The following is a 26,149-nucleotide window of genomic DNA, read 5'->3' as shown; positions in this document are numbered from 1 at the left end:
GAAGTGATGATGTTGACGGAGAACACAGCCGAGGTCGTCGTCGCGGGCGCAGGGCCGACCGGACTGATGCTGGCCTGCGAACTGGCCCTGGCCGGGGTCGAGACGCTCGTGCTGGAGAAGCTGCCCGAGCGCATCGAGCAGGTGAAGGGCGGCGGGGTCCAGCCCCGTACCGCCGAGCTGCTGGAGTCGCGAGGGTTGCTGGAGCCGTTGCTCAAGCGGGCCCTGTCGCGTGAACCGGTGGGCGGGCACTTCGCGGCCCTGCCCGTGCCCCTGGACTGCACACCCTGGCGGACCAGGCACCCTTACCCGCTCTCGATCCCTCAGTGGGAGATCGAGGAGGTGCTCGAGGAGCGGGCGATCGCCGCAGGTGTGCGGGTGCTGCGCGACACCGCTGTCTCGGGGGTCGAGGCGGACGACGACGGCGTGGTCGTGACGGCGGACGGTCTGCGGGTGCGGGCGCACTACCTGGCGGCGTGCGACGGCGGCCACAGTACGGTGCGGAAGCTGCTCGGGCTGCCGTTTCCCGGCAGGCCCGGAACGCATGAGGCGGTGCTGGCCGACATTCGCCTGTCCGCCGTGTCGTCGCTGGTGCCGCAGCAGATGGGGCATATGAGCAGCCTGACCCGCCATGCGGGCGGCTACTGGGCCATGCTGGTCCCTCTCGGTGGCGACCGCTACCGCATCACCTTCGGAAGCGGGGATCAGTCGGAGACCGTCCGCGACACCCCCGTCAGCCCCGAGGAGATCACTGCTGCCCTGCACGCCGTGTACGGCCGGGAGACCACTCTCAGCGCCGTGGACAACTCGTCGCGGTTCACCGACGCCACCCGGCAGCTGGAGCAGTACCGCGTGGGCCGTGTGCTGTTCGGGGGCGATGCCGCACACATCCACCCACCGCTGGGCGGCCAGGGGCTGAACCTCGGCGTACAGGACGCGTTCAACCTCGGCTGGAAACTGGCCGCGGTCGTCCAGGACCGGGCGCCGAGCGGCCTGCTGGACAGCTACCACGCCGAACGGCATCCGGCCGGGGCCCGGGTGCTGCATCACACGTCGGCGCAGCGGGTGTTGGCCCATCCGAACCCGAGCGAGGACGTGGCCGCCCTGCGCGACATTTTCACCGATCTGTTGCGGCTGCCCGACACCAACCGTCATCTCGCGGGACTGATGTCCGGCCTCTCGCTGCGCTACGAGCTGCCGGGGGAGCATCCGCTGACCGGACACCGCATGCCGGACACGGACCTGGTCACCGAAGCCGGTCCCACCCGCCTGTCGGCGCTCTTCGGCTCGGGACACGCCGTCCTGCTCGACCTCGCCGAGATCGTCCCGGCCGGCCTACGGCTCCCGCCACGAGTCGACCTAGTCCGCGCCGCACGTACCGACGATGTGGGCGCCGCCGCCGTGCTCATCCGCCCCGACGGTTACGTCTGCTGGGCTGCGGACACCTCCGAGGCCCGAGTGGACACTCTGCTCGCCGCGATCGCCGAGGGCCTTGCGAGAGTGGACTGAGCCGAGTGCCTGTCACGGCCTGACGGATGCAGGGGGGGAGGTGGAGCAGGCGAGGGGCGACGCTCAGGGCCGCGGGTGCGGGAGGGCGGCGGCCGGGGTGGGTGCGGCGGGGGTTTCTGGCCGGAAATACGCGGAGACCCGCGCCCGTTGGCGCATTACGTTCGGTCCATGATGCGGCATACGAGGAGGCCGGCCAGGCGGGGTTCGTGGCGGGAGAGGCGGTGGTTGGCGCCGCTGGCTGTCGGGCTTGCGGGGCTCGCACTCATCGCCGTGGGCGTGGTGCTCAGCGCCGGCCCCCGTGTCGAACAGCGGACGTTCGAGCGCGCACCGTACTGCGCGACTCCTCCGCCGACGGACACAAGTCGTTGCAGACTGCGGCTCTCGATGACCGTCGTCGCGCGGTCCACCTACACCACCCAGGACTGGGATCCGCCGGATCCACCGAACCCGCCGCCGGCGCCGCCCGCGCCGGCCGGTCCCCCGATATATGGTGTCGGACCGTACGTCGGTGTACTCCGTGACCAAGTTGCCGCGGTCGGCCTCCGGTTCTCCACAGCATCGACGACCACGCACTACGAGATCACCGTGCGCACGGCAGACGGGCGGCGCCGCAAGTTCGAGGTCGAGCACGATTTCTACCTGCTGGCCGAGCCCGGGACCGTCGGCACCGTGGAGATGTGGCACGGCCGGCTGCTGCGGCTGCGGATCGGCTCGCACGTCGACGAGCAGTACCCCCTGCGGTGGACGATCCCGTACGTGATCATGCTTGTCGGCGTGGGGTTTCTCGGCTACCCGGTGTTCCGCCTCATCCGGTCGATGTACGAAGCCGTCCGATGGCGTCGCATTGCTCGCCGTCTGCGCCGACGACCTTCGTAGAAGAGTCCGGAGTCCTGGCGGTCCACCCCCGACTGCTGCTGGTGCCGGTCGCCCGCCCCGCGGGGCTCACGCTCCTGCGCCCGCCTCGGAACCGTGTCCGGGTACCTCCTTCGAAACTTTCGATACCGCCGACGCAGTGTCGATCCCCGTCGAGGGCGCGGCGGTGCTGCTGCGGACGACCAGGCTGGTGGCCAGCTCCACCCGGGTCGCCATCGGCGACGGCTCCTCCCGGCCGAGATCGAGCACCAGTTTGGCCGCCGCCTCCGCCATCTCCGTCAGCGGCTGGCGCACGGTGGTCAGTGGCGGCCCCACCCAGCGGGCCACCGGCAGATCGTCGAAGCCGACCACGCTCAGGTCCTCCGGGATGCGCAGGCTCAGCTCACGGGCCGCCTCGTACAGGCCGAGCGCCTGCAGATCGTTGCCCGCGAAGACCGCCGTGGGCCGGTCGGGCCGACGCAGCAGCTCCAGGCCGAGCCGGTAGCCGGCCTCGTGGTGGAAGTCGCCGGTCAGGACGAGTGAGGGGTCGGCCGGCAGGCCCGCCGTCTCCAACGCTGCCCGGTAGCCGTCCACCCGGGCCCGGCTGCACATCATCCGTGAGGGACCGCTCAGCGCGCCGATGCGGGTGTGGCCCAGTTCGACCAGGTGCCGGGTGGCGGCCAGACCGCCCTGCCAGTTGGTGGCCCCGATCGACGGCACGTCCGCGCCCGGGTCGCCGGCCGGATCCATCACCACGAACGGGATGGACCTGCTGGTCAGCAGCGCGCGCTGCGGCTCGTCGAGGTCGGACAGCACCAGGACGACACCGTGCGGACGGCGGGCGGCGACCTGGTCGGCCCAGGTCCGCCCGGGGGTGAGCCGGCCCGCGCTCTCGGAGAGCACCACGCTCAGACCGGCCTCCCGCGCCACGATCTCCACTCCCCGGATGACCTCCATCGCCCAGGCGCTCTCCAACTCGTGGAAGACCACGTCGATCAGCGGCGAGCGGGTCGCCTCGGTGCGCCGGCGCCGATAGCCGTGCGTGCGCAGCAACTCCTCGACGCGGCTGCGGGTCGCCGGGGCGACATCCGCCCGCCCGTTGAGGACCTTCGAAACAGTCGGAGCCGACACACCGGCCGCGCGGGCGATCTCGGCGAGGGTGGCGGTCTGTGTTTCCACGGGCTTCGCAGGGTTCATGCCCGAGATCGTATCCCTGCGCACCCCCTTGACGAACCCCCTTCCCGGCCCTACGTTCCCCGAACATTCGGAGCGCTATTCGAAATATTCGGGAGAGGTTCCTGTCACATGGAGTCCTACAGCAGGCGCTGGTTCCTCGGCGCCGGCGCCACCACCCTGTTCTCGGCCGCCGGACTCACCGCCTGCGGCTCCGGTGGGAGTTCCGGCAGCGGAGGCGGCGCGCTCACGGCACTCGTCTATGGCGACGACGCGGTCAAGGTGCAGGTGAAGGCCGTGGACCGGTTCAACGCCTCGACGGCGGCCAAGAAGGTCAAGGGCAAGGTCGAGCTGCAGAAGGTGCCCGGCTCGGAGTACCCGGCCAAGCTGCGCACAGCGATGGGCTCGCCCAACGCGCCGGACGTGTTCTTCAACTGGGGCGGCGGCTCGATCAAGGCCTACAAGGACGCCGGACAACTGGTCGACCTCACCGAGGCGATCGCCTCCGACCCGGTCCTCAAGTCCGGCTTCCTGCCTTCCGTGCTTGCCGCGGGCGCGCTCAACGGCCACAACTACGGCATCCCGATGCGCGGCATGCAGCCCGTGATCCTCTTCTACAACAAGACCCTGTTCGCCGAGCACGGACTCCAAGCGCCCACCACCTGGGACCAGTTGCTCGACGTCAACGCCAAGCTGAAGAAAGCGGGCATCACCCCGTTCGCGCTCGGCGGCGCGGACATTTGGCCCGAGCTGATGTGGCTGGAGTACCTGGTCGACCGCATCGGCGGCCCCGGGGTCTTCGACAGGATCAAGAACGGCGACTCCGCCGGGTGGGGCGACCCGGCGGTCCTCAAGGCCGCCGAGACCGTCCGGCAGCTCATCGACGACGGGGCCTTCGGCAAGGGCTTCAACTCGGTGTCGTACGTCAACGGCGGCGCCCCCGCGGTCTTCGCCAAGGGCAAGGCGGCGATGCACCTGATGGGGTCGTGGGAGTACTCCACACAGCTCGGCAAGTTCCCGCACTTCGCCAGGAAGGACCTGGGCTGGTGCGCCTTCCCGAAGGTCGACGGCGGGGCCGGTGACATCCGCAACGTCGTCGGCAACCCGACCAACTACTGGTCCGTGAACGCCCGTACGGCCAACAAGGACGCAGCGCTCGCCTTCCTGCGGGACTGCGCCTCCGAGGCGTACGCCAAGGACCTGGTGGCCAACGGCGACATCCCGACCACTTCCAACGCGGAGAAGCTGCTGGGCTCGTCACCCAACCCCGAGTTCGCCACGTTCCAGTACCACATGGTGCAGCAGGCACCCGCGTTCACGCTCAGCTGGGACCAGGCGGTCGACCCGAACGTCTCGACGCCGATGCTGACCGAGGTCAACAAGCTGTTCGTGGGCAAGTCGACACCCGCCCAGTTCGTGTCCGCCGTCAAGGAGCTGAAGTGAGCGGCGCGTTCACCACACGGAGCGCGCGTCCCGGACGGGCCGCCCGGCCCGGGACGGGCGGCCCGGGCACCCGTGGCAGCCGGAAGGGAACACGGGCCGGCCGCCCGCACGTCGTCTGGGTCCTGCCGGGCGTGCTGTTCTTCGCCTTCTTCGCGGTCGTCCCGATGGTCCTCGCGTTCTATCTGTCCTTCACCCGGTGGAACGGCCTGGGCGACCCGCAGCTCGTCGGTCTCGCCAACTGGCGCAAGCTGCTGTCCGACGACCGCCTCACTCAGTCCCTGACCGTCACCGTCCTGCTCACCGTGGTCAGTTGGGCGTTCCAGACGGTGGTCTCCCTGCTGCTCGGCGTGTGGGCGGCGGGCCGCCAGCGCAACCGCGCCGTGCTGTCGGCCGTCTTCTTCGTACCGTTCCTGCTGTCCTCGACGGCGATCTCGCTGCTGTTCTACGCCCTGCTCGACCCAAACTTCGGCATCGTCCGTGCGGACACCCTCGGCTCCACCAGCGGCGCCTTCCTTGCCATCGTGTTCGTCGGCGGCTGGCAGTTCATCCCCTTCCACACCCTGATCTACCAGGGCGGGGCGCGGCAGATACCGGAGGTCCTCTACCAGGCGGCCGCCATCGACGGCGCCGGACGCCTGCGCCAGTTCTTCTCGATCACGCTTCCGCAGCTGCGCCACACGGCCACGACGTCCGGTGTCCTCATGGTCGTCGGCTCACTGACCTATTTCGAGACGGTGCTGATCCTCACCCAGGGCGGTCCCGGCTCGGACACCGCGATCCTGCCGTACCTGATGTACGAGGCGGGCTTCAAGAGCTACGACTTCGGCTACGCCAGCGCCATCGCGTCCTTCCTGGTCGTGGCCGCCACCGCGCTGTCGCTGCTGCTGGTGCGGCTGACCGGCTTCGGTGCGATGCGCAGCGTACGGGAAGGGATGTGACACCGTGACACACGGCACGCTCCCGCGTCCGGTGGGGACATCCGCGCCGCATGCGTCCGCGCCGTCGCGGCGCCGCCGTCGGCACTGGACACGGCGCGCCAACCCGCTCGCGGGCCTCGGCTCGGTCCTCTGGCTGGTCGTCGTGATCGTCCCGATCTACGCGATGATCTCGGCGTCCCTGACCCGGCAGGACGACGCGCTGGGCAACAACGCGCTGAAGCCGCCGAGCCGGCCGACCCTGGCCAACTACAACACCGTCCTGCACAGCGGCTTCTTCCACTTTCTGGCCAACACCGCGGTCGTGGCGGCCGCCGTCGTCGGTGTGGTGCTGGTCCTGTGCGTGCCCCTCGCCTACGTGGCCGTGCGCACCCGTGGCTTCTTCTCCGGCGCCGCTTTCCGGCTGTTCCTGCTGGGGGTGGCGATCCCCGCGCAGGCGGTGGTGGTCCCGCTGTACCTGATGATCGCCAAGCTGAACCTCTACGACAGCCTGCTCGCCATCGTCCTGCCCACGGCGGCCTTCGCGATGCCGGTGTCCGTGCTGATCCTGACCGGCACCCTGCGGGACATCTCCGAGGACCTGTACGAGGCGATGGCGCTGGACGGCGCCTCGGCCACGCGGATGCTGTTCCAGCTGGTGATCCCGCTGGCCAGGGGCGGCATCAGCACCGTCGTCATCTACTCGGCGCTGCAGGCCTGGAACGGCTTTCTCTTCCCGCTGATCTTCACCCAGTCCGACGGCCCCCGGGTGCTCACCCTGGGACTGTTCAACTACGTCAGCCAGTTCGGCGTCGACATCCCCGCTCTGCTCGCCTCGGTCGTCCTCTCCGGCGTCCCCGTCTTCGCGGTCTATCTGGTGGCCCGCCGCGCCCTCGTGGGCGGGCTGATGGGCGTGGGCGGCAAGTGAGGCGCCGCGCGGGGTGCTCGCCCCGCCTTCCCGACAGGAGTTCCATGACCCCCGCTCCCTGGCGTGACACCGCCCTGCCCGCGGCCGCACGCGTCGACGACCTGCTGTCCCGGATGACCCTGGAGGAGAAGATCGCCCAGCTGTACGGCGTGTGGGTGGGCGCCGCCACCGACGGCGACGGCGTCGCGCCGAACCAGCAGGCCATGAACACCGACTACGACTGGGACGAGCTGATCACCCGGGGCCTGGGCCAGCTCACCCGCTCCTTCGGCACCGCCCCCGTGGATGCGGCGGTCGGTGCGCGGGCGCTGGCCCGCGCTCAGCGACGGATCGTCGAGGCGGGCCGGTTCGGCATCCCGGCGATCGCCCACGAGGAGTGTCTGGCGGGCTTCACGGCCTGGGGCGCCACGGCCTACCCGGTGCCGCTGGCGTGGGGCGCCACCTTCGACCCGGCGCTGGTGGAGGAAATGGCCCGGCACATCGGCCGGGACCTGCGCGCGGTCGGCGTCCACCAGGGCCTGGCCCCCGTCCTGGACGTGGTCCGCGACCCGCGCTGGGGACGCGTGGAGGAGACGATCGGGGAGGACCCCTACCTCGTCGGCACCATCGGGACCGCGTACGTCCGGGGACTCGAGTCGGCCGGGATCGTCGCCACGCTGAAGCACTTCGCCGGCTACTCCTCCTCCACCGGCGCCCGGAACCTGGCCCCGGTGCGGGCGGGCAGGCGCGAGTTCGCGGACGTCACGCTGCCGCCCTTCGAGATGGCGCTGCGCGCGGGCGGGGCGCGCTCGGTGATGGCGGCCTACACCGAGACGGACGGCGTGCCCGCCTCGGCGGACCCGCGCCTGCTGACCGGACTGCTCCGCGAGGAGTGGGGCTTCACCGGCACGGTCGTCGCCGACTACTTCGGCATCGACTTCCTGCGCACCCTGCACCGTGTCGCCGAGACCCCCGCCGAGTCGGCACAGCTGGCGCTGGCCGCCGGCGTCGACGTGGAACTGCCGACGCTGAACTGCTACGGCGACGACCTGGTCCAGGCGGTGCGGGAAGGCCGAGTCGCCGAGTCCCAGGTGGACCGCGCGGCCCGCCGCGTCCTGCTGCAGAAGTGCGAACTGGGCCTTCTGGACGAGGACTGGCGCTCCCCGGCGCCGCCGTCGGTCGACCTCGATCCGGCGGAGAACCGCGCTCTGGCCCGCCGCCTCGCCGAGGAGTCGGTGGTCCTGCTCGACAACCCCGACGGCGTGCTCCCGCTGTCCCCCGACGCGCGGATCGCGGTGGTCGGACCGCGCGCCGCGGACGCCCTCGCGATGCTGGGCTGCTACTCCTTCCCCGCGCACGTGGGCGCGCAGCACCCGAACGTCCCCACGGGCATCGCCATCCCGACCCTGCTGGAGGCGCTGCGCGACGAACTCCCGCACGCCAAGGTCGTGTTCACCGAGGGCTGCGGGGTGTCGGACCCGGACACCTCCGGTTTCACCGAGGCGGTGGCGCGGGCGTCCGAGGCGGACGTGTGTGTGGCGGTCCTCGGCGACCGCTCGGGCCTGTTCGGCCGCGGCACGTCGGGCGAGGGCTGCGACGTGCCGGACCTCGCGCTGCCCGGTGTGCAGGGGGAACTACTCGACGCGCTGCTGGCGACCGGCGTGCCGGTGGTGCTGGTGCTGCTGACCGGACGCCCCTACACGCCTGTCCGTCCGCACGGCCGCCCGGCCGCGGTGGTCCAGGCGTTCTTCCCGGGCGAGGAGGGCGGTCCCGCGGTGGCGGGGGTCCTGACCGGGCGCGTGAACCCCTCGGGCCGCCTTCCGGTGAGCGTGCCGCGGATGCCCGGCGGCCAGCCGTGGACCTATCTTCAGCCACCGCTGGGCCTGGCCGGTGACGTCAGCAGCCTGGACCCGACCCCGCTGTACCCCTTCGGGCACGGGCTGTCGTACACACAGTTCACCTGGGACGGATTCACGGGCACGGAGCCCGTCATCGGCACCGACGGCAGCTACGACCTGTCCCTGACGGTCCGCAACACGGGCGGCCGACGGGGCGCGGAGGTCGTCCAGCTGTATCTGCACGACCCGGTGGCCTCGGTGACCCGCCCGGACGTCCGTCTGATCGGGTACCGGCGGCTGGAACTGGACCCGGGGGAGTCCCGCCGGGTGACCTTCCGCTTCCATGCGGACCTGTCGGCCTTCACCGGTCGCGCAGGCGCCCGCGTCGTCGAACCGGGCACCCTGGAACTGCGGTTGGCAGCGTCGAGCGCGGACGTGCGCCACACGGCCCGCCTCACGCTCACCGGCCCGATCCGGGAGCTGGGCCCCGACCGCCGGCTGCACTGTGAGACGGCGGTGTCCATGGACGGGTGAGCGTCTCAACTGGTGCAGAGGGTTACCCACCTGGCCGTCACCCAGTACAGCAGCACGGCCTTCCCGAGTGAGCCTCGGCACAGCGCAACCACCCACTCGTCAAGAACACGCCGCCCAACTCGACCTGCGGCACAAGCCAGGCCGGACCGACGGGCGGTGCCGCGAGATCAGGACAACGGGCGGCAGGTCCTTCGTCTGCTGGTGGGACGGCGCTCGTGGTGTATCTGACCTGCTGAAACGGAGGATGGGGCTGCCGTCCTTCGCGCGGCCTACGGCCGTGCACATGCGGCCGAGGCGGACGGCCCGGGTGCGGAACCAGGGCCGTCCGCGTGGTGTCAGGAGGCGTCAGCCGCCGTGACGGCTCGCCCTGGCCAGGGCCGGGACGAAGCGCAGGGCGTCCACGGTGCCGACGCCGGTGGCGAGGTCGTAGCCGTTGACCGCCTTGTAGCCGGTCACGCCCTGGTAGCTGTTGTCGGTGCCGTCGTTGACGTCGACGATGCCGTTGCTCTTGGGGTGGTGGGCGTTGAGGTCGTACAGCGCCTTCTGGATGTTGCCCACCCGGTGGCCCGCCACCTGGTCGGCGAGGGCGACGATGCCCGAGAAGAGCGGGGTGGCCTCGCTGGTGCCGCCGCTGACGTCCCAGCCGACGGCGGTCGGGTCGTAGCTGGAGTAGATCCAGGCGCCGCCGTTGACCGCCGCGGACATGGAGATGTCCGGGGTGCCGCGGCGGTTGCCGACGACGTTCCTCACACTGTTCTGGAAGGCCGGGCGCGTGAAGACGTGGGACTGGCCGCCGCCACCGGAGCCGTTGTCGTTGTAGACGCTGTCCGGCTTGACGCGGTTGCCCTTGTCGTTCAGGTGGAGCTGGGTGCCGCCGATCGAGGTGACCAGCGGGTCCGAGGAGGGCCAGGAGTTGACGCGCTTCTTGTAGTACGTCTTGCCGTCCGCCTGCATGTCGGTCGCGCCGCCGTCACCGGAGGCGGCCAGCACGGTCACGTGCTTGCGGTCGGCGTCCTGGAAGGCGTACCGCAGGTTCTTGATGCTGGAGAAGTCACCCTTCTCGAACCCGGGAAAGGTGTTCTCCGTGGCGCCGAAGCTCTGGCTGATGACGTCGCCGACGCCGTGGTCGATCATGTACTTCTCGGCGGACATCATCTCCGGCAGACCGGTGGTGCCCTCGGTCTCGGAGACCGCCGTCTCCACCACGACGATCTTGGCGTCGGGTGCCACCGCGTGCGCCATCTCGACGTCCAGGGTGGTCTCGCCGGCCCAGCCGGTCATGTCGGAGTTCTTGGGGTCGAAGACGGGGACGTGCCCCCACTTGACCACCTTCACCTTGGTGCTGGGCAGCCCGAACTGCTTGCTGTAGACGTCGAGGTCGTGCTGCACGGTCGGGGAACCGTACGAGTCGACGATGACGATGGTGCGGCCCTTGCCCGTGACGCCCTTGCGGTAGAGGGCGTTCAGGTCGTACGCGGTGCGGTACTGGAGCGGGTTGTAGCAGTTGATGTGCCACTTGGCCTGGCACTGCTCGCTGGAGAGCGGACTGCTCACACCGTGGACCAGGGTGTGCCCGACGATGGCCGGTACCGCCATGGTGTGCGGTACGGCGGCAGGCGCGGCGGTCGCCAGTGCGGTGACCGCGAGGGCGGCGACGGAGGTGGCCGCCGCGAGGCCCTGCCCGGTACGGGCTATGCGCATGAATCCCCCTGTGATTCGGAGTCGATGAAGTGGCCTCGGCCTCATGAAGAGATCTCGAGGTGGTCCCCGCGCATCTCATCGAACGAGTCATGGACAGAACAAGACCGTTGAACGGACGATGTCGAAGCCTTTACTCCACGATTGACTGCTGACATGCCGGAGGGTTGAGCAAGGGCGGCGAGATGAGCTCCGGTTCGGGGCGTGAGCAGCTCATCGGCCGGGAGCTGCACTGTCGTCGGAGTCGGTTGCCGGCGTACTCAGGTGCGGCGGGGGAGAGCGACGGTCGGACCCTTGAGCACGCGTCGAGCCGCGGTGGGTCGTAGGCGCGCACCTGGTTCGCCGATTCACGCACACCCATTGACGCCGTCGGAACCCCCACCTACCTTCCTCCGTCGAAGCGCTTCGACATCACGTATCGAATCGATTCGATGAACGCTGAGTGATCGCTCCGATACCCATCCGACTCCCTTGGAGGCACTGGATGTTGACGGCACGACGGCGGGCGGCGGCGACGGCTGCGGTGATCCTTTCCGGATCCCTGCTCCTGGCCTCCTGCGGCAGCTCGGACAGCGGTTCTTCCGACGGCAGTACGCTCAAACTGTGGCACTACGAGAGCCCGGACAGCGCGATGGGCGCCGCCTGGAACGAGGCCATTAAGGAGTTCGAGGCCAAGCACCCGGGCGTGAAGGTGAAGTTCGAGGAGAAGGGCTTCGAGCAGATCCAGAAGACCGCGCCCATGGTGCTCAACTCCTCCGACGCGCCCGACATCATGGAGTACAACAAGGGCAACGCGACGGCAGGCCTGCTGTCCAAACAGGGACTTCTCACCGATCTGACCCCGGAGGTCACCAAGCGCGGCTGGGACAAGAAGCTCAGCGCGGGTGTGAAGACCACGAGTCAGTACGACGCCGACGGCGTCATGGGATCCGGTAAGTGGTACGGAATACCCAACTACGCCGAATACACCATGGTGTTCTACAACAAGGACCTCTTCAAGAAGTACGGGATCGCCGAGCCGAGGTCCTTCGACGACCTCACCGCCGCGATGGACAAGTTCGTCGTCAAGGGCGTCACACCGCTCGCCGACGCCGGCGCCGAGTACCTGGCCCAGCAGTACCTGTACCAGCTCGCGCTGTCGAAGGCCGACCGCTCCTGGGTCGACAAGTACGAGCTGTACAAGGGCAAGACCGACTTCCACGACGCGGCCTGGACCTACGGCGCGACCACCTTCGCCGACTGGGTCGAGAAGGGCTACATCAGCAAGACGTCCAGCGGCACCAAGGCAGAGGACGCGGGCGTCGCCTTCATCCAGGGCAAGAACCCGATCCTGTTCTCCGGAAGCTGGTGGTACGGCCGCTTCAAGGCGGAGAACAAGTTCGACTGGGGCACCATGCTGTGGCCCGGCTCCCCCCTTACCCTCGGCTCCGGCGGCAATCTCTGGGTCGTCCCGAAGGGCGCCAAGAACAAGGACCTCGCCTACGACTTCATCGACATCACCATGTCGCCGAAGATCCAGAATCTGCTGGGCAACAAGGGCGGCGTCCCGGTCGCGGCCGACTCGAACGCCATCACCGACCCACAGGCCAAGACCCTGATCGCCGACTTCAACACGCTCTCCCAGCGCGACGGCCTGGCCTTCTACCCGGACTGGCCCGTCCCCGGCTTCTACGACACCCTCGTCTCCGAGACGCAGAAGCTGATCACAGGCAGTGAGAAGCCGGACGCCTACCTCAGCGCGCTGCAGAAGGCGTACGACCAGGGCGCGCCGAAGCAATGACGATCACCGTCGAACGGGGCGTGCGGAGCGTCGGCAAGCGCCCGCACACCGGCCCGCGCCACCCCCGCCCCCAGACGTCGTACGCACTCTTCCTGCTCCCCGGCGTGCTCGCGTTCCTTGCCGTGATCATCGTTCCGTTCCTGATGAACACAGGGGTGAGCTTCACGCAGTGGAGCGGTATCGGCTCACCGAAGTGGACCGGGCTCGCCAACTACCGCCAGCTGCTGGACGACAGCGAGTTCTGGACGTCGTTCCGGCACAGCCTGTTCATGGTCGTCGCCATGGCGGTCGTACCGACGGCGATCGGACTCGTCCTCGCCGCCGCGCTGTTCGACTTCATCGGCAAGCACTTCGGCAGCAGGACGGCCGCCGTACTGCGTGCCTGCTTCTACCTGCCGCAGGTGCTGCCGATCGCGGTCGCCGGCATCGTGTGGAGCTGGATCCTCGCCCCCGACAACGGCGCCCTGAACGCGCTGCTGAAGGCGGTCGGCCTCGGTTCCTGGCAGCAGGACTGGCTCGGCGACCCGGATGTCGCCCTCTACAGCGTCATGGGGGTGATGGTGTGGGTACAACTCGGCTTCCCGCTCGTCGTCTTCATGGCCGGGCTCCAGCGCGTCGACCCCCAGCTGTACGAGGCGGCCGAACTGGACGGCGCCGGCTGGTGGCGCCGCTTCTGGCACGTCACCCTGCCGCAGATCAGGCCGGAGATCCGTGTGGTGCTGACCTGGTGCACGGTCGCGGCGCTGAAGGTGTTCGGCGCGGTGTACGTGCTCACGAAGGGCGGCCCTGGCGGCGCCACCGACGTCCCCTCCTACTTCTCCTTCACCACGTTCTTCGAGAAGACCCAGGTCGGGTACGGCGCCGCGATCTCCACCGTCCTCACCGCGATCATCCTCGTCCTGGCGGTGGTGGGACTGAAACTCCAGACCCGCGCCGAGGACGCCGAGGAAGGGGCCCGCGCATGACCACCGTACGCACCGAGCTCCGTGCCCGGCCCCGTACGCCCGTCGGCCGCTGTCCCGTGCTCGTCGCCCTGTGCATCGCGGCCCTGTTCATGGTGCTGCCCTTCCTGATCGTCGCCGTCAACGCCGTGAAGTCCCCCGCCGAGTACTCCCAGCACGGACCGCTCAGCCTCCCCAAGGGCCTCTACACGGAGGGGCTGAAGGACTTCTGGCAACGCGTCGACTACGGGCAGAAGCTCCTCAACTCCGTGCTCATCAGCGGCTCGGTGGCCGTCCTCGCGGCCGTACTGTCCGTGCTGAACGCGTACGCGATCGGCATCGGCCGCATCAAGGGGCGCACCTGGGTGCTCGCCTTCTTCGTGCTCGCCAACGTGCTGCCGCAGGAGGCGCTGGTCTACCCGCTGTACTACCTGAGCAAGCAGGCCGGCCTCTACGACACCCGGTTGAGCGTGATCATCGTCTTCACGGTGATCCAGACCGCCTTCGGCACATATCTGCTCGCCTCGGTCCTCGGGCAGTTCCCGCGCGAGATCATCGAGGCCGCCCGGATCGACGGGGCGAACTCATGGCAGGTGCTGTGGCGGATCGTGGTGCCGGTCAGCCGCCCCACCATCGGGGTGCTGCTCGTCTTCTTCTTCATCTGGACGTGGAACGAGTTCCTGCTCCCGCTGGTCATGCTGATCTCCAACGACAACCAGACGGTGTCCGTGGCCCTCGGAGTCCTGCAGGGCCAGCGCCTGATGGACGCCACGATGACCAACGCGGCGGCCCTGCTGGGCGTCCTGCCCGCACTTGTCTTCTTCCTCGTCTTCCAGCGGACTCTTACCCGCGGCATCGCCGTGGGTGCCGTCAAGTAGGGGGTACGGCTTGAAGTTCACCGACGGCTACTGGCTGCTGCGCGAAGGCGTCACCGCGGCCCACCCGGTGCAGGTCCTGGACGTGACCACACCCCCGGGAGCCCTGGAGATCCATGCGCCGACCCAGCCCATCCGCCACCGCGGCGACCTGCTGAAGGGACCGGTCGTGACGATCAGTGCGTACGCGCCGATGCCGGACGTCATCGGTCTCACCTTCACGCACTTCGAGGGCGAGCAGCCCCGGGGCCCCCGTTTCGAGATCCAGCGGGACGACGACTTCTCGCCGCAGGTGGAGTACGACGAGGAGCGCGCCACCCTCACCTCGGGCGCCCTGTCCGTACGCGTCGCCCGCACCGGCCCCTGGCACGTCGACTTCCTCGCCCACGGCCGTACCCTGACCACGAGCGGCCCCAAGAGCATGGGCATCATGCGCGACGCCACCGGCGCCCACTACCTGCGCGAACAGCTGGGCCTCGGGGTCGGCACATCGGTATACGGCCTCGGTGAACGCTTCGGACCGCTGGTGAAGAACGGCCAGGTCGTCGACATCTGGAACGCCGACGGCGGCACCGCCAGCGAACAGGCGTACAAGAATGTCCCGTTCTATCTGACGGACGCGGGCTACGGCGTCTTCGTCGACCACCCGGGCAAGGTGTCCTTCGAGGTCGGCTCGGAGGCCGTGTCGCGGGTCCAGTTCAGCGTGGAGAGCCAGCAGTTGACGTACTACGTCATCTACGGACCCACCCCCAAGGACATCCTGCGCCGGTACACCGCCCTCACCGGCCGCCCGGCACTGCCGCCCGCCTGGTCGTTCGGACTGTGGCTGTCGACCTCCTTCACCACCTCCTACGACGAGGCCACCGTCACCTCCTTCATCGACGGCATGAAGGAACGCGAACTGCCGCTGTCCGTCTTCCACTTCGACTGCTTCTGGATGCGCGAGTTCAACTGGTGCGACTTCCAGTGGGACCCGCGGGTCTTCCCCGACCCGGAGGGGATGCTGGCCCGGCTCAAGGACAAGGGCCTGCACATCTGCGTCTGGATCAACCCCTACATCGCCCAGCGCTCGCCGCTGTTCGCCGAGGGCAAGGCGCTGGGCCATCTGCTGAAGAGGCCGGACGGCAGCGTGTGGCAGTGGGACCTGTGGCAGCCGGGCATGGCACTGGTCGACTTCACCAGTCCGGACGCCCGCGACTGGTACGCCGCCAAGCTGGAGGCGCTGCTCGCCCAGGGCGTCGACTGCTTCAAGACCGACTTCGGGGAGCGCATCCCACTCGACGTGGCCTACGCGGACGGCTCGGACCCGGAACGCATGCACAACCACTACACGTACCTGTACAACCGCACCGTCTTCGACGTGCTGCGCAAACACCGCGGCGAGCAGGAGGCCGTGGTCTTCGCCCGCTCGGCGACCGTGGGCAGCCAGAAGTTCCCGGTGCACTGGGGCGGCGACTGCGAGGCCACCTACGCGTCGATGGCCGAGTCGCTGCGCGGCGGGCTCAGCCTCGGCCTGTCGGGCTTCGGGTACTGGAGCCATGACATCGGCGGCTTCGAAGGAACCCCCACTCCCGCGCTGTTCAAGCGGTGGCTCGCCTTCGGCCTGCTGTCCTCGCACAGTCGGCTGCACGGCAGCTCCTCCTACCGGGTGCCCTGGCTGTTCGACGAGGAGTCCGTCGACGTGCTGCGGCACTTCACCCGGCTGAAGCTGCGCCTGATGCCGTATCTGTACGGGGCCGCCCGCAGCGCCCACACCGAGGGTGTGCCGATCATGCGGGCGATGGTGCTGGAGTTCCCGGACGACCCCGCGTGCGCGCATCTGGAACGGCAGTACATGCTCGGCCCGGACCTGCTGGTCGCGCCGGTGTTCAGCGACGAGGGCGACGTGTCCTACTACGTGCCCGAGGGCCAGTGGACCCACTTCGTGACCGGACGAACGGTGACCGGGCCGCGCTGGGTGCATGAGCGGCACGGATTCTCCAGCGTTCCGCTGCTGGTCAGGCCCGGTGCGGTGATCCCGGTGGGCGTGGTGGACGACCGCCCCGACTATCCGTACGCCGACGGGGTCACCCTGCGCGCGTTCGGGCTGGAGCAGGGCGCCCGGGTGACGGTACCGGTCGGCGACGTGACCTTCACCGTCGTACATGAGGGGCAGACGCTGCGGGCCTCGTGCGGTGATCCTCGGGCACCCTGGGCGCTGGCGAGCGGGGAGCGGACCGCCCGTGCGGCGGCGGGCACCGGATTTCTGTCGTTGGAGCTGGAGCGGGAGTCCGAGTGAGGGTTCCACCCCTGACAGGAGCTGGACTGACATGGTGAAGATCACGGACGTGGCCCGGCACGCGGGTGTCTCGCCCAGCACCGTCTCGTACGCCCTCAGCGGCAAGCGCCCCATCTCCGAGGAGACCCGTCGGCGTATCGAGGCGGCCATCCGCGAGCTGGGCTATCGCCCGCACGCCGGCGCCCGGGCCCTGGCCAGCAGCCGGTCCAACGTGCTGGCGCTGGTGATGCCGCTGCGCTCCGGGATCAACGTCCCCGTGGTGATGCAGTTCGCGGTTTCGGTGGTGACGGCCGCCCGCCGACACGACCACGACGTGCTGCTGCTCACCCAGGAGGAGGGCGAGGAGGGGCTACGGCGCGTGGCGGACACGGCGTTGGTGGACGCGCTGATCGTGATGGACGTCCAGATGCACGATCCGCGGCTGCCGCTGCTGCGGATCCTGGACCGGCCGTCCGTCCTGATCGGGTTCCCTGCCTCCGCGCAGGGACTGACCTGTATCGACCTCGACTTCATGGCGGCGGGCGAGCTGTGCGTGGAGCATCTGGCGGGACTCGGGCACCGGGTGGTGGCGCTGGTCGGGTCGCCGCCGGAGGTGTATGTGCGGGGCACCGGGTTCGCGCAGCGGGTGGCGCAGGGGTTCACGACGGCCGCCGACCGGCACCGGCTGGTGTCGTCGGTGCACCCCTGCGAGGCCGCGCCGGCCGCCGCCCGCGGCGTCGCCGAGCGGCTGCTGCGGGAGCAGCCCGCGCTGACCGGGGTGGTCGTGCACAACGAAGCGGTGCTGGAACCGCTGATCGACACCTTCGAGTCGTTCGGCCTGAACGTACCCGGCGATCTGTCCGTCACCGCGATCTGCCCGGCCGAGCAGGCCGCGGGTGCGCGGATCCCGGTCACCTCTGTCGCCATCCCCTCCGCGGAGGTGGGGGAGCGGGCGGTGGAGCTGCTGATGAAGAAGCTGGGCGGGGTGGCGGTTCCGGAGGCCACCCTGCTCGCCCCGCACCTCACACCCCGGGCGAGCACCGCACCGCGCACTGCGTCCTGACGCCGCGAAGTCCCGCACCCCCGAAGCCATGAACTCCCGCAGCCCTCAAGTCCCGTGGCCCCAAGCCCTGAACCTCCGTAGTCCTGAAGATCGTCCCCTTGCAAGGTCCTGACCGAAGGAGCCGTGGCATGAAAGGCACGCAAGGAAGACGCAGAACCACCCTGGCCCTGGCGCTCGCCCTGACAGCGAGCTTCGGCGCCACCGTCCCCGTCCACGCCGACGACCCCGCCTACCCATTCCGCAACCCGAACCTCCCCGTCGAGAAGCGCGTCGACGACCTCCTCTCCCGTCTGACCCTGGACGAGGAGATCTCGCTCCTCCACCAGTACGAGCCCGCCATCCCCCGCCTCGGCATCCAGTCCTTCCGCACCGGCACCGAGGCCCTGCACGGCGTGGCCTGGCTCGGCAAGGCGACGGTGTTCCCCCAGGCGATCGGGCTCGCGTCCACCTGGGACCCCGCGCTGATCCAGCAGGTCGGCTCGGCGGTCGGCGACGAGGCGCGCGGCTTTCAGCAGCAGCGCCCGCCCGGCTGGGGCCTCGATCTGTGGGCGCCCGTGGCCAATCTGCTGCGCGACCCACGCTGGGGCCGCAACGAGGAGGGTTACTCCGAGGACCCGTACCTGACCGGTTCGATCTCCACCGCCTACGGCACCGGCCTGACCGGCGGCGACCCGAACCACCTTAAGACGGCGCCCACGATCAAGCACTTCCTCGCCAACAACAACGAGGTCCGGCGCGACACCACATCCTCCGAACTGCGCCCGCGCGTGCTCAAGGAGTACGACGAGCAGGCGTTCAGGCCCGCGATCGAGGCGGACGCGGCGACAGGTGTGATGTCGTCGTACAACCTCGTCAACGGCCGCCCCAACACGGTGAACCCTGCCCTGAACGACACCGTGCGCACCTGGACCTCCCAGAACCTGCTGAACGTCACGGACGCCTTCGCGCCCGGCAACCTGGTCGGCAGCCAGAAGTACTACGGCAGCCAGGCCGAGGCGGACGCGGCGGCGCTCAAGGCGGGCATCGACAGCTTCACCGACAACGACACGGACTCCGGGCCGACGACCGCGGCCGTCAAGTCGGCGCTGTCGACAGGCCTGTTGAAGCCGTCCGACATCGACACGGCGGCAAGGAACGTACTGAGCATCCGGGTCCGTCTCGGCGAGTTCGACCCCGGTGGCGGGAAGTACGGCTCGATCGACGCGTCCGTCATCGACAGCCCCGCGCACCGGAAGCTGGCGCGGAAGGCGGCCACCGAGGCGGCGGTGCTGCTGAAGAACGACGGTGCGCTGCCGCTGAGGAAGTCCGGGAACGCCGCGGTGGTCGGCCCGCTCGCGGACACCCTCTACACGGACTGGTACTCGGGAAGTCTGCCGTACGCGGTCACGCCGAAGGCCGGCATCGAGGCGAAGATCGGCACCTCGGTGGCGAGCAGCGAGGGCGTGGACCGGATCGCGCTGAAGGACACGGCGACCGGGAAGTATGTGACAGCGGGAGCGGGGGAGGCGGGCGCGCCGCTGAAGGAGACGACGGAAGGCGGTGCCGGCTCGCAGTTCGACGTGTTCGACTGGGGCTCTGGCATTGTGACCCTGCGCTCGGCCGCGAACCGTAGATACGTCGGCTACAACTGGTCGAACTTCGTCAACGACCAGACGCAGCCCAACGGCTGGTACGTGCAGCAGCAGTTCAAGCTGGAGCGTCAGGAAGACGGTACGTACCTGCTTCGCTACGCGGGTTACGAGACCGGGGAGTCCTGGTGGTCGAACCCGGTGTACCTGGGCCCGGTGGACGCCGACGGCACGCTCGGCCTGGTGACCGAGGACAAGGCCGCGCACTACACGAGGGATGTGGTCCGCAGCGGAGTCGACGAGGCGGTGGCGGCGGTGCAGGGCAGGGACTCGGCCGTGGTGGTCGTCGGTTCGATGCCGGCGATCAACGGACGCGAGGCCCACGACCGCACGGACATGGGGCTGGCCCCGTCGCAGGCGGCGCTGGTCAGTGCGGTGCGCAAGGCCAACCCGAGGACGGTGGTCGTGGTCGAGAACAGCTACCCCACCACGCTCGGCGCCCTGCAGAAGGACGTCCCTGCCCTGTTGTGGACGACACACGCGGGCCAGGAGACGGGCGACGCGCTCGCGGATGTGCTGTACGGCGACGCGAACCCGGCGGGCCGCCTGACGCAGACGTGGTACCGCTCGGAGTCCGACCTGTCGTCGATCCTGGACTACGACATCATCAAGTCGGACCGGACGTACCTGTACTACCAGGGCCGGCCGCTGTACCCCTTCGGCTATGGCCTGTCGTACACGACGTTCCGCTACGGCGGCCTGCGGCGGACGGCTGACGGCTACCAGGTGGCGGTGACCAACACGGGCCGACGGGCCGGTGACGAGGTTGTCCAGTTGTACGTCCATCAGCGGGCGTCCCGCGACAAGCAGCCGTTGAAGCAGCTGAAGGCGTACGCGCGGGTGTCGCTGAAGCCGGGCGAGACGAGGACGGTGCGGCTTCACCTCACGGATGCGGACCTGGCGCACTGGGACGTCACGCGGGCGAAGTGGGTGGTGGAGACGGGGACGTACGACGTGATGGTCGGCGCGTCGTCGTCGGACATCCGCGCGCGGACGTCACTGAAGGTACGGGGCGAGACGATCCCGCCTCGCGATCTGTCTGCCGTGACCCGCGCCGAGAACTTCGACGACTACAGCGCGATCAGCCTGGTGGACGAGTCGAAGGCGAGCGGGACGGCGGTGTCGGCCACGGCGGACGGGGCGTGGCTGAAGTTCACGGACGCGCGGCTGGGTGCGGGCGCGTCGACGGTGACGGCCCGGTTGGCGGGCGCGGCGGGAACGCTGCAGGTACGACTCGGCTCACCGAAGGGCGGGCTGCTCGGCACGGCGCACTTCGACGGGACGTCGTCGCCGTACACGTACGACATGGTGACGGCTCCGCTGACGGGCGCGGCGAAGGGGGTACGGAACGTGTACCTGGTGCTGAGCAAGGGGCTGCGGTTGTCGACGTTCAGCCTGGGGCCGGTCAGCGGCGGGTGACCTGGGCGGCCACGGGCAGGACAGGTACGGGCCCAGTCCGTCACAGGTACTGGGCCCGGGCCCGTGTCGGGTGCGCCGGCCTGTCCGGCTGAAGCGCCTCATCCGCCTGCAGCCCAGCAGATATTGACGGACCGTCAATTCGAGCCACCCCGTTGCAGTGACCCGTACTGCAAAACAATCATGGCTGTCATGGAGCGGCCGAGTCAGTTCATCGAATGCGGAGACTTCGTACTGCGGCGCTGGCGGGGACAGAGCGATTTCGTTCCGGCGTTCAAGTTGATCGAGGAGTCCCTGGACCACCTGCGCCCGTGGATGCCATGGGTCGCCTTTCACAGCGAGAAGAGCACCCGGGACTTTCTCGCGAAGTCCGAGGCGAAGTGGGCAAACGGCGACGCCTACAACTATGCCGTCACCAAAGACGGCACGGTCATCGGCATGTGTCAGACCTACCGCTGGGTCGAACCCCAAGGGTGGAGGATGGGGTACTGGCTGCATCCTGCCGCCACCGGTCAGGGCATCGCCACGAGAGCGACGGCAGCCATGGTTGCCGAGATGTTCGCCCTGCCGGACGTGGAGTACCTGGAAATCACGCACGACCTGGCCAATGCCCCCAGCGGCGCGGTTCCCCGCCGGTTGGGGTTCACCCAAGTCCGGCGTGAGCAGGCACCACCACCCGCGGCTCCCTCAGGCACTGGCATCGACGTGGTCTGGCGCCTCAACCGCGGTGATCGGACGCCCCCGCCGACCGGGAATGTGCGCCGGCTCTGACCCCCACGGAGCGTCAGCCGCGTCGTTGTCTGCGGGTCCGTCAGGGGTGGAAGCCGACCTCAGGGTTTGCCGCGGAGGGCCCGTCGAGGACCGGCCCCGGGACGCCGCGCAGATGCAGGTCGAAGAACGCCCCGACGTAGGTGCGGGTGATCTGCACCGACCGCCGGGCGGAGGCCGCGGCGGCGGGGTGTTCGGATGCGGGTGCGGCTAATGCCGTATCCGCTGCGACCGCGGGCAGCGGCAGGACGAGTGTGAGGACGCCAGCAGCGGCAGTGCGACGGAGTCTGGTCATGGCGGCGACGCTGGAACGCGGGCACTGCAGCTGACGTCCTCTCAGCGGCGGACCTGAAGTGCACCCGGAGGACTACAGGGCATCCTCTCCTGGGACGACGCGGGACCCTGGGGTGACGCCTTGACCAGGGGTTTACCGCTGCGCCGCTCTGGCGTTCACTTCTCATCCATTGCAATGATCGCAATGCTCGCCGTTGCGTTGCTAACGAGCCCGTTGCAACAGTTTCGGCACTCTGACGTGGGAAGGTCCCATATTTATGCAACGAGCCTGTTGCGGGAACCTGGAAAGCTACGTAGCGTTTCCGATATCAGAAACACGATCGAGCTTGGGAGAGCACGATGCAGAAGTTCGAGACCTCCGCCCCGATCTCCGCCGTCCTGGACATCCCCGCCGGACGCATCCAGTTCATCGCCGCCGACCGCGCCGACACCACCGTCGAGGTCCTGCCCGCCAATCCCTCCAAGAGGCGCGACGTCCAGACCGCCGAGCAGACCACCGTCACCTACGCCGACGGCGTCCTGCGGATCCACACGTCCGAGCCCAAGAACCAGCTCTTCGGCCCCTCCGGATCCCTGGAGGTCACCGTCCAACTGCCCGCCGGCTCCCGCATCGAGGCCAAGACCGCCGGCTCCGAGCTCCGCGGCGTCGGCCGCCTCGGCGACGTCGTCTTCGATGGTGCGTACCGCCAGATCAAGATCGACGAGGCCGCGAGCGTCCGCCTCACTGCGACCGATGGCGACGTCGAGGTCGGCCGGCTGGGTGGCCCCGCGGAGATCAGCACCGCAAGGGGCGACATCCGGATCGCCGAGGCCATGCGCGGCACGGTCGTGCTCCGCACCCAGTCCGGCGACATCTCGGTCACCGCCGCCGCAGGCGTCTCGGCCGCCCTGGACGCCGGCACCAGCTACGGCCGTATCAGCAACGCCCTCAAGAGCGATGGCGCCGCCGAGCTCGACATCCGCGCCACCACCTCGAACGGCGACATCACCGCCCGCAGCCTGTAAAGGCGGAACAGCACTGTCCGGCCGGGCCCACCGCGATCGAGATCCCGCCGGGCGCCGCCGACGACGCGGCCGTCCCTCCCCAGGCCCCTGCGATCCACATACAGGGGGCCTGGGGGAGCCGTACAAGACGCTCTCACACGACCAGGTGGAACACATGACGAAGAACAGCACTTCCTCGACCGCTTCGAAGTGGACCGGCATGGTGCCGGTCGACGACACGGCCCTGGCTGTCACCGACACCGGCGGTCCCGGTATCCCCGTGGTCTACCTCAATGGCCAGTTCGCCACCCAGGGGTACTGGCGGCGGGTCGTCGCCGAACTGGGGGCGGAGTGGCGGCACATCACCTACGACGAGCGGGCTCGCGGCAGGAAATCGAAGCGGTCGGCGGACTATTCCTTCGAGGCCGCCGTCCGGGATGTCGACGCCGTTCTCGCGGCCAGGGGTGTCGACCGAGCGTTGCTGGTGGGCTGGTCCTACGGAGCGTTCGTCGCGGCGCACTGGGCCAGCAGGAATCCGGAGCGTACCGTGGGCGCGGTCCTGGTCGACGGCGCGTACCCGTACGACTGGCTCGACGAGGCCATGGAGCAGCGCATCCGGAAGCTGTTTCGGCGGATGGGCTGGGTCACGCCGCTGCTGCGCCCGACGGGCCTGACCCCGCGGATGACCGCCGAACAGCAGGCGAACAGCAACATCGAGCTCGGCAGGCTCTCCCGCGAGCGCGAACTCGGCCCCGTACTGGACGACATCACCGTCCCGGCGCGGTATGTGGTCGCTTCGGGGTCGTCCCTGGGAAGCCGCGGTGATGAGCAGGAGCGGATACGCACCAGCCTGGATACGGTGACCGCCCGCAACGCGAACATCCACATCAGCGCGAAGGTCGCCAGCAACCACAGTGCGATTCTGAAGAAAGACTCCCCGGCCATCGCCGAGGCCGTGCGCGAGGTCGCGGCCCTCGACCACGCGGGGCGCTGAGGACACGACCAACGGACTGACGACAACGGCACGTCCTCACCACCAACGTCATCATCGTCCGCCGCCACCAAGATGCTCGCCGGCCGTGCCCGCAGGAAGGTGCGGCCGACGTTCGTCGGACTGGAGCAGCGAGAGGTGGTCCAGGCCTTACCGGCGGCGGCTCGCAGCGGCGACTTCGACGGACCTGCCGCATCCGGCGTGGGCCACTGCTGAGACGGGTCGCCGTAGTGCGGGCAGGCCGCACCGTCACAGGGCTTCGGCCGGGCGCGTGAGCGTAGGCGGGTCGATGTGCCGCGCGCCGGAACAGCGAACATGTGGCGTCCCGAGCGGTGCTACGAACACGGCACGATCGCTGAGCCGGTGACTACCTGGACCGGCCACGCCTGGGCGGTGCTTCCGAAGGTCTACGGTCAACCTCTCCCGGAGATGCAGCTGGTGAGAGCAGGGGCGTGGTGCGCAGGGCCGGTGTTCTGGCCGGAGCCCTGGCGTGACGACGTAGACCTGACAGAGGCCCCTTCAACAGATCGTCGGCGTGTGGCAGCATCGGCATCGCACCGGCCCTAGAACCCTCATGACCGACAGGAGCCGTATCAGCGTGAGGTCATTAGTCGGGCAGGGTGTAATCCCGGTATGAAGGCACCCGAGACCGTTGAGGATTCCGCCGGGACGGCTCCGCTGACCTACCGACAGGTTCTCCGTAGTCGTAACGTCCCCCAACTCCTGCTGGCCGCCTGCCTATCACGACTCGCGGGCAGCATGTTGCTCTTCGTCGTCGTTCTCTACGTCATCGCGGAGTTCCGTTCCGTATCGATGGCAGGCTTGAGCGGGTTCTTTCTGACGTTGCCGGGCTTTCTGGTGAGCCCGATCGCGGGCGCCGTCCTGGACCGGCTCGGTGCGGTTCGGGCCGTGGCGCTGGACACCATGTCCAGCGCCGCCTTCATCGGTGGCATCGCACTGCTCGCCTCTTGCGGGGCGTTGACCGAGCCCGTGCTCTTCGTCCTGCTCGCCCTGTACTCGCTGACCAGCCCACTCACCGCGGGCGGGATTCGGGCCCTGCTTCCGAGACTCGTGCCGGCGGACGCCTACGACAAGGCCAACGCCCTGGATCTGAGCACCTTCTCCGCGATCGACGTGGTCGGTCCGCTGCTGGCCGGTGCGATGTTCGCAGCGATCGGTCCGAATCCCACACTGCTCACCATCGCGGGCATGTACGTGCTGGCCGGACTCAGCCTGACGCTCCTGCGTGGGGGCGGTGCCGGGGCGCCGTCCGCTCCCCGCCGGTACCTGCTGCGCTCGGCCTGGGAGGGCATCACCTACCTCTTCCGAAACCCCACTCTGCGCGGGCTCGCGGTCTCGTACGCGCTGTACCAGGCCGCCGCCGGCATGCTGCTCGTGATCGTGCCCGTCGCCGTGACCGATTGGCTCGACAGGGGCAGGTCGGCCGACCGCTACGTCGGCCTGATGTGGGCGATCACCGGTCTGGCCGGCGCGGTCGGCGGCCTGGTCGCGGGCAAGGTGCTGCGGGCGGGTGTAGAACGCCGCTGCATGGTCGCTGCGACGCTGGCGTGCGCTGTGGCGATGTTCCCGGTGAGCGCGCTCGGTTCGCTGGTGACGCTGGGCATCGGTCTCATGCTGGTGGGCCTGGCCGAGGGCGCGGTGAACGTCAGCCTGCTGTCGCTGCGGCAGCGCCGGACCGAGCCAGACTGGCTCGGACGCATCATGACCGTCTCCATCAGCGTCAACCTGATCGGCTTTCCGATCGGGACCGCGCTGGGCGGTGTGCTAACCACCCACTCGGTGACCGTGGCGCTCGCCACCGCGGCGCTGCTGGCGGTCGGTTCGGCCGCTGCCGGCCGTCTCTTGATCCCGCGGGAGGCCTGAGCGCTTCTCCGACTCACCGACACGCGCTGCGGCGGTGGATCGATCGACCGAGGAACGCCTGCCGGCGCACATCGACGTCCGGCGCGGGTCATCCCTGCAACTGCTTGTAGACGGCGTTCTTGATCTTCGGGTAGGGGTTGAGCGGCATGACCCAGCGACCGTCGCGGGTCCGGTAGAAGCCGAAGCCCAGAGGGCTGGTCGGATCCGAGGGGTTGCCGCCCGGTAGCCGTTGAGTAGCTCCCACTTCTTGTCGTAGAAGGGGCAGAGCCGGTGCGGGGCCTTGCGCAGGTCCATCGTGATGTCCTGGCCTTCGCCGCCGCGGTGGCGCCAGAGTGCGGCCAGGGCACGGACTTGGCGGTCAGGCCGAGCGCGGGGACGGCACCCAGGAGCATGACGCTCGGGA

At 69.2% G+C, this 26,149-nt stretch carries 19 protein-coding genes; 16 read left to right on the top strand and 3 right to left on the bottom strand.

Features of this window, described 5'->3' with window-relative positions; translation table 11 throughout:
- Window positions 1-9 precede the first annotated feature (9 nt).
- Both ACFY2Z_RS29320 and ACFY2Z_RS29315 read left to right on the top strand, forming a co-directional pair.
- Window positions 10-1,506 (top strand): FAD-dependent monooxygenase, encoded by a 1,497-nt coding sequence (locus tag ACFY2Z_RS29320; protein ID WP_390747143.1) that lies wholly within the window; start codon window positions 10-12, stop codon window positions 1,504-1,506.
- 384 nt (window positions 1,507-1,890) lie between these two features.
- Window positions 1,891-2,382, top strand: a complete 492-nt coding sequence (locus ACFY2Z_RS29315) for a hypothetical protein (RefSeq protein ID WP_390747089.1) — start codon at window positions 1,891-1,893, stop codon at window positions 2,380-2,382.
- 66 nt (window positions 2,383-2,448) lie between these two features.
- On the opposite strand, the gene ACFY2Z_RS29310 is transcribed toward ACFY2Z_RS29315, so the two are convergent.
- Complete coding sequence (locus tag ACFY2Z_RS29310) at window positions 2,449-3,555, bottom strand: LacI family DNA-binding transcriptional regulator (protein WP_390747088.1); 1,107 nt, start codon at window positions 3,553-3,555, stop codon at window positions 2,449-2,451.
- Between the two features lie 108 nt (window positions 3,556-3,663).
- Between ACFY2Z_RS29310 and ACFY2Z_RS29305 the strand changes: the two genes are divergently transcribed.
- From ACFY2Z_RS29305 to ACFY2Z_RS29290, 4 genes are read left to right on the top strand one after another with little or no spacing between them, the layout of a single operon-like run.
- On the top strand, window positions 3,664-4,974 hold the full coding sequence (locus tag ACFY2Z_RS29305; RefSeq protein ID WP_390747087.1) for an ABC transporter substrate-binding protein: 1,311 nt from the start codon (window positions 3,664-3,666) through the stop codon (window positions 4,972-4,974).
- Window positions 4,971-5,912 (top strand): carbohydrate ABC transporter permease, encoded by a 942-nt coding sequence (locus ACFY2Z_RS29300; RefSeq protein ID WP_390747086.1) that lies wholly within the window; start codon window positions 4,971-4,973, stop codon window positions 5,910-5,912. The genes ACFY2Z_RS29305 and ACFY2Z_RS29300 overlap by 4 nt, the downstream gene beginning before the upstream one ends.
- Window positions 5,913-5,943: 31 nt before the next feature.
- A complete protein-coding gene (locus ACFY2Z_RS29295) occupies window positions 5,944-6,816 on the top strand; it encodes a carbohydrate ABC transporter permease (RefSeq protein ID WP_390747142.1) in 873 nt (290 codons plus the stop codon).
- 44 nt (window positions 6,817-6,860) lie between these two features.
- Window positions 6,861-9,167: a glycoside hydrolase family 3 N-terminal domain-containing protein gene (locus tag ACFY2Z_RS29290; protein ID WP_390747085.1), complete on the top strand. Its 2,307-nt coding sequence runs from the start codon at window positions 6,861-6,863 to the stop codon at window positions 9,165-9,167.
- Between the two features lie 345 nt (window positions 9,168-9,512).
- On the opposite strand, the gene ACFY2Z_RS29285 is transcribed toward ACFY2Z_RS29290, so the two are convergent.
- Entirely contained in the window at window positions 9,513-10,868 is a 1,356-nt protein-coding gene (locus ACFY2Z_RS29285; RefSeq protein WP_390747084.1) for a S8 family serine peptidase, read from the bottom strand.
- A 481-nt stretch (window positions 10,869-11,349) separates the two neighbouring features.
- Here ACFY2Z_RS29285 and ACFY2Z_RS29280 point away from each other — a divergent pair, with 481 nt between their 5' ends.
- The 10 genes from ACFY2Z_RS29280 to ACFY2Z_RS29235 all read left to right on the top strand — a co-directional run bounded on the left by ACFY2Z_RS29280 (window position 11,350) and on the right by ACFY2Z_RS29235 (window position 25,746).
- On the top strand, window positions 11,350-12,645 hold the full coding sequence (locus ACFY2Z_RS29280; RefSeq protein ID WP_390747083.1) for an ABC transporter substrate-binding protein: 1,296 nt from the start codon (window positions 11,350-11,352) through the stop codon (window positions 12,643-12,645).
- Window positions 12,642-13,610, top strand: a complete 969-nt coding sequence (locus ACFY2Z_RS29275; protein WP_390747082.1) for a carbohydrate ABC transporter permease — start codon at window positions 12,642-12,644, stop codon at window positions 13,608-13,610. Before ACFY2Z_RS29280 ends, ACFY2Z_RS29275 begins: the two co-directional genes overlap by 4 nt.
- A complete protein-coding gene (locus tag ACFY2Z_RS29270; protein ID WP_390747081.1) occupies window positions 13,607-14,464 on the top strand; it encodes a carbohydrate ABC transporter permease in 858 nt (285 codons plus the stop codon). Before ACFY2Z_RS29275 ends, ACFY2Z_RS29270 begins: the two co-directional genes overlap by 4 nt.
- A 10-nt stretch (window positions 14,465-14,474) precedes the next feature.
- Window positions 14,475-16,739, top strand: coding sequence for an alpha-xylosidase (gene yicI / locus ACFY2Z_RS29265; protein ID WP_390747080.1), 2,265 nt, complete (start codon window positions 14,475-14,477; stop codon window positions 16,737-16,739).
- A gap of 31 nt (window positions 16,740-16,770) precedes the next feature.
- Window positions 16,771-17,781, top strand: coding sequence for a LacI family DNA-binding transcriptional regulator (locus ACFY2Z_RS29260; RefSeq protein WP_390747079.1), 1,011 nt, complete (start codon window positions 16,771-16,773; stop codon window positions 17,779-17,781).
- Between the two features lie 128 nt (window positions 17,782-17,909).
- Window positions 17,910-20,828, top strand: coding sequence for a glycoside hydrolase family 3 C-terminal domain-containing protein (locus ACFY2Z_RS29255; protein ID WP_390747078.1), 2,919 nt, complete (start codon window positions 17,910-17,912; stop codon window positions 20,826-20,828).
- 180 nt (window positions 20,829-21,008) lie between these two features.
- Window positions 21,009-21,596 (top strand): GNAT family N-acetyltransferase, encoded by a 588-nt coding sequence (locus ACFY2Z_RS29250; RefSeq protein ID WP_390747077.1) that lies wholly within the window; start codon window positions 21,009-21,011, stop codon window positions 21,594-21,596.
- A 630-nt stretch (window positions 21,597-22,226) separates the two neighbouring features.
- Window positions 22,227-22,892, top strand: a complete 666-nt coding sequence (locus ACFY2Z_RS29245; RefSeq protein WP_390747076.1) for a DUF4097 family beta strand repeat-containing protein — start codon at window positions 22,227-22,229, stop codon at window positions 22,890-22,892.
- Window positions 22,893-23,046: 154 nt separating this feature from the next.
- Complete coding sequence (locus ACFY2Z_RS29240; protein WP_390747075.1) at window positions 23,047-23,865, top strand: alpha/beta fold hydrolase; 819 nt, start codon at window positions 23,047-23,049, stop codon at window positions 23,863-23,865.
- A 630-nt stretch (window positions 23,866-24,495) separates the two neighbouring features.
- The gene (locus tag ACFY2Z_RS29235) at window positions 24,496-25,746 is read left to right on the top strand and encodes an MFS transporter (protein WP_390747074.1); all 1,251 of its coding nucleotides are present in this window, start codon (window positions 24,496-24,498) and stop codon (window positions 25,744-25,746) included.
- Window positions 25,747-25,834: 88 nt separating this feature from the next.
- Here ACFY2Z_RS29235 and ACFY2Z_RS29230 read toward each other — a convergent pair whose 3' ends face one another.
- A complete protein-coding gene (locus ACFY2Z_RS29230; protein ID WP_390747073.1) occupies window positions 25,835-25,990 on the bottom strand; it encodes a hypothetical protein in 156 nt (51 codons plus the stop codon).
- Window positions 25,991-26,149 lie beyond the last annotated feature (159 nt).

Origin of the sequence: Streptomyces sp. NPDC001222, assembly GCF_042896945.1 — a bacterium.
GTDB classification, from domain to species: Bacteria; Actinomycetota; Actinomycetes; order Streptomycetales; family Streptomycetaceae; genus Streptomyces; species Streptomyces gibsoniae.
Note: the sequence above shows the minus strand (reverse complement) of the source record. Positions and strands in the feature narration are given on the sequence as shown.

Coding starts and splice junctions, on each gene's coding strand:
- ACFY2Z_RS29310 (WP_390747088.1), bottom strand. CDS start 3,555: ATGAACCCTGCGAAGCCCGTGGAAACACAGACCGCCACCCTCGCCGAG.
- ACFY2Z_RS29235 (WP_390747074.1), top strand. CDS start 24,496: ATGAAGGCACCCGAGACCGTTGAGGATTCCGCCGGGACGGCTCCGCTG.
- ACFY2Z_RS29250 (WP_390747077.1), top strand. CDS start 21,009: ATGGCTGTCATGGAGCGGCCGAGTCAGTTCATCGAATGCGGAGACTTC.
- ACFY2Z_RS29290 (WP_390747085.1), top strand. CDS start 6,861: ATGACCCCCGCTCCCTGGCGTGACACCGCCCTGCCCGCGGCCGCACGC.
- ACFY2Z_RS29245 (WP_390747076.1), top strand. CDS start 22,227: ATGCAGAAGTTCGAGACCTCCGCCCCGATCTCCGCCGTCCTGGACATC.
- ACFY2Z_RS29285 (WP_390747084.1), bottom strand. CDS start 10,868: ATGCGCATAGCCCGTACCGGGCAGGGCCTCGCGGCGGCCACCTCCGTC.
- ACFY2Z_RS29255 (WP_390747078.1), top strand. CDS start 17,910: ATGAAAGGCACGCAAGGAAGACGCAGAACCACCCTGGCCCTGGCGCTC.
- ACFY2Z_RS29260 (WP_390747079.1), top strand. CDS start 16,771: ATGGTGAAGATCACGGACGTGGCCCGGCACGCGGGTGTCTCGCCCAGC.
- ACFY2Z_RS29305 (WP_390747087.1), top strand. CDS start 3,664: ATGGAGTCCTACAGCAGGCGCTGGTTCCTCGGCGCCGGCGCCACCACC.
- ACFY2Z_RS29320 (WP_390747143.1), top strand. CDS start 10: ATGTTGACGGAGAACACAGCCGAGGTCGTCGTCGCGGGCGCAGGGCCG.
- ACFY2Z_RS29315 (WP_390747089.1), top strand. CDS start 1,891: ATGACCGTCGTCGCGCGGTCCACCTACACCACCCAGGACTGGGATCCG.
- ACFY2Z_RS29275 (WP_390747082.1), top strand. CDS start 12,642: ATGACGATCACCGTCGAACGGGGCGTGCGGAGCGTCGGCAAGCGCCCG.
- ACFY2Z_RS29270 (WP_390747081.1), top strand. CDS start 13,607: ATGACCACCGTACGCACCGAGCTCCGTGCCCGGCCCCGTACGCCCGTC.
- ACFY2Z_RS29280 (WP_390747083.1), top strand. CDS start 11,350: ATGTTGACGGCACGACGGCGGGCGGCGGCGACGGCTGCGGTGATCCTT.
- ACFY2Z_RS29240 (WP_390747075.1), top strand. CDS start 23,047: ATGACGAAGAACAGCACTTCCTCGACCGCTTCGAAGTGGACCGGCATG.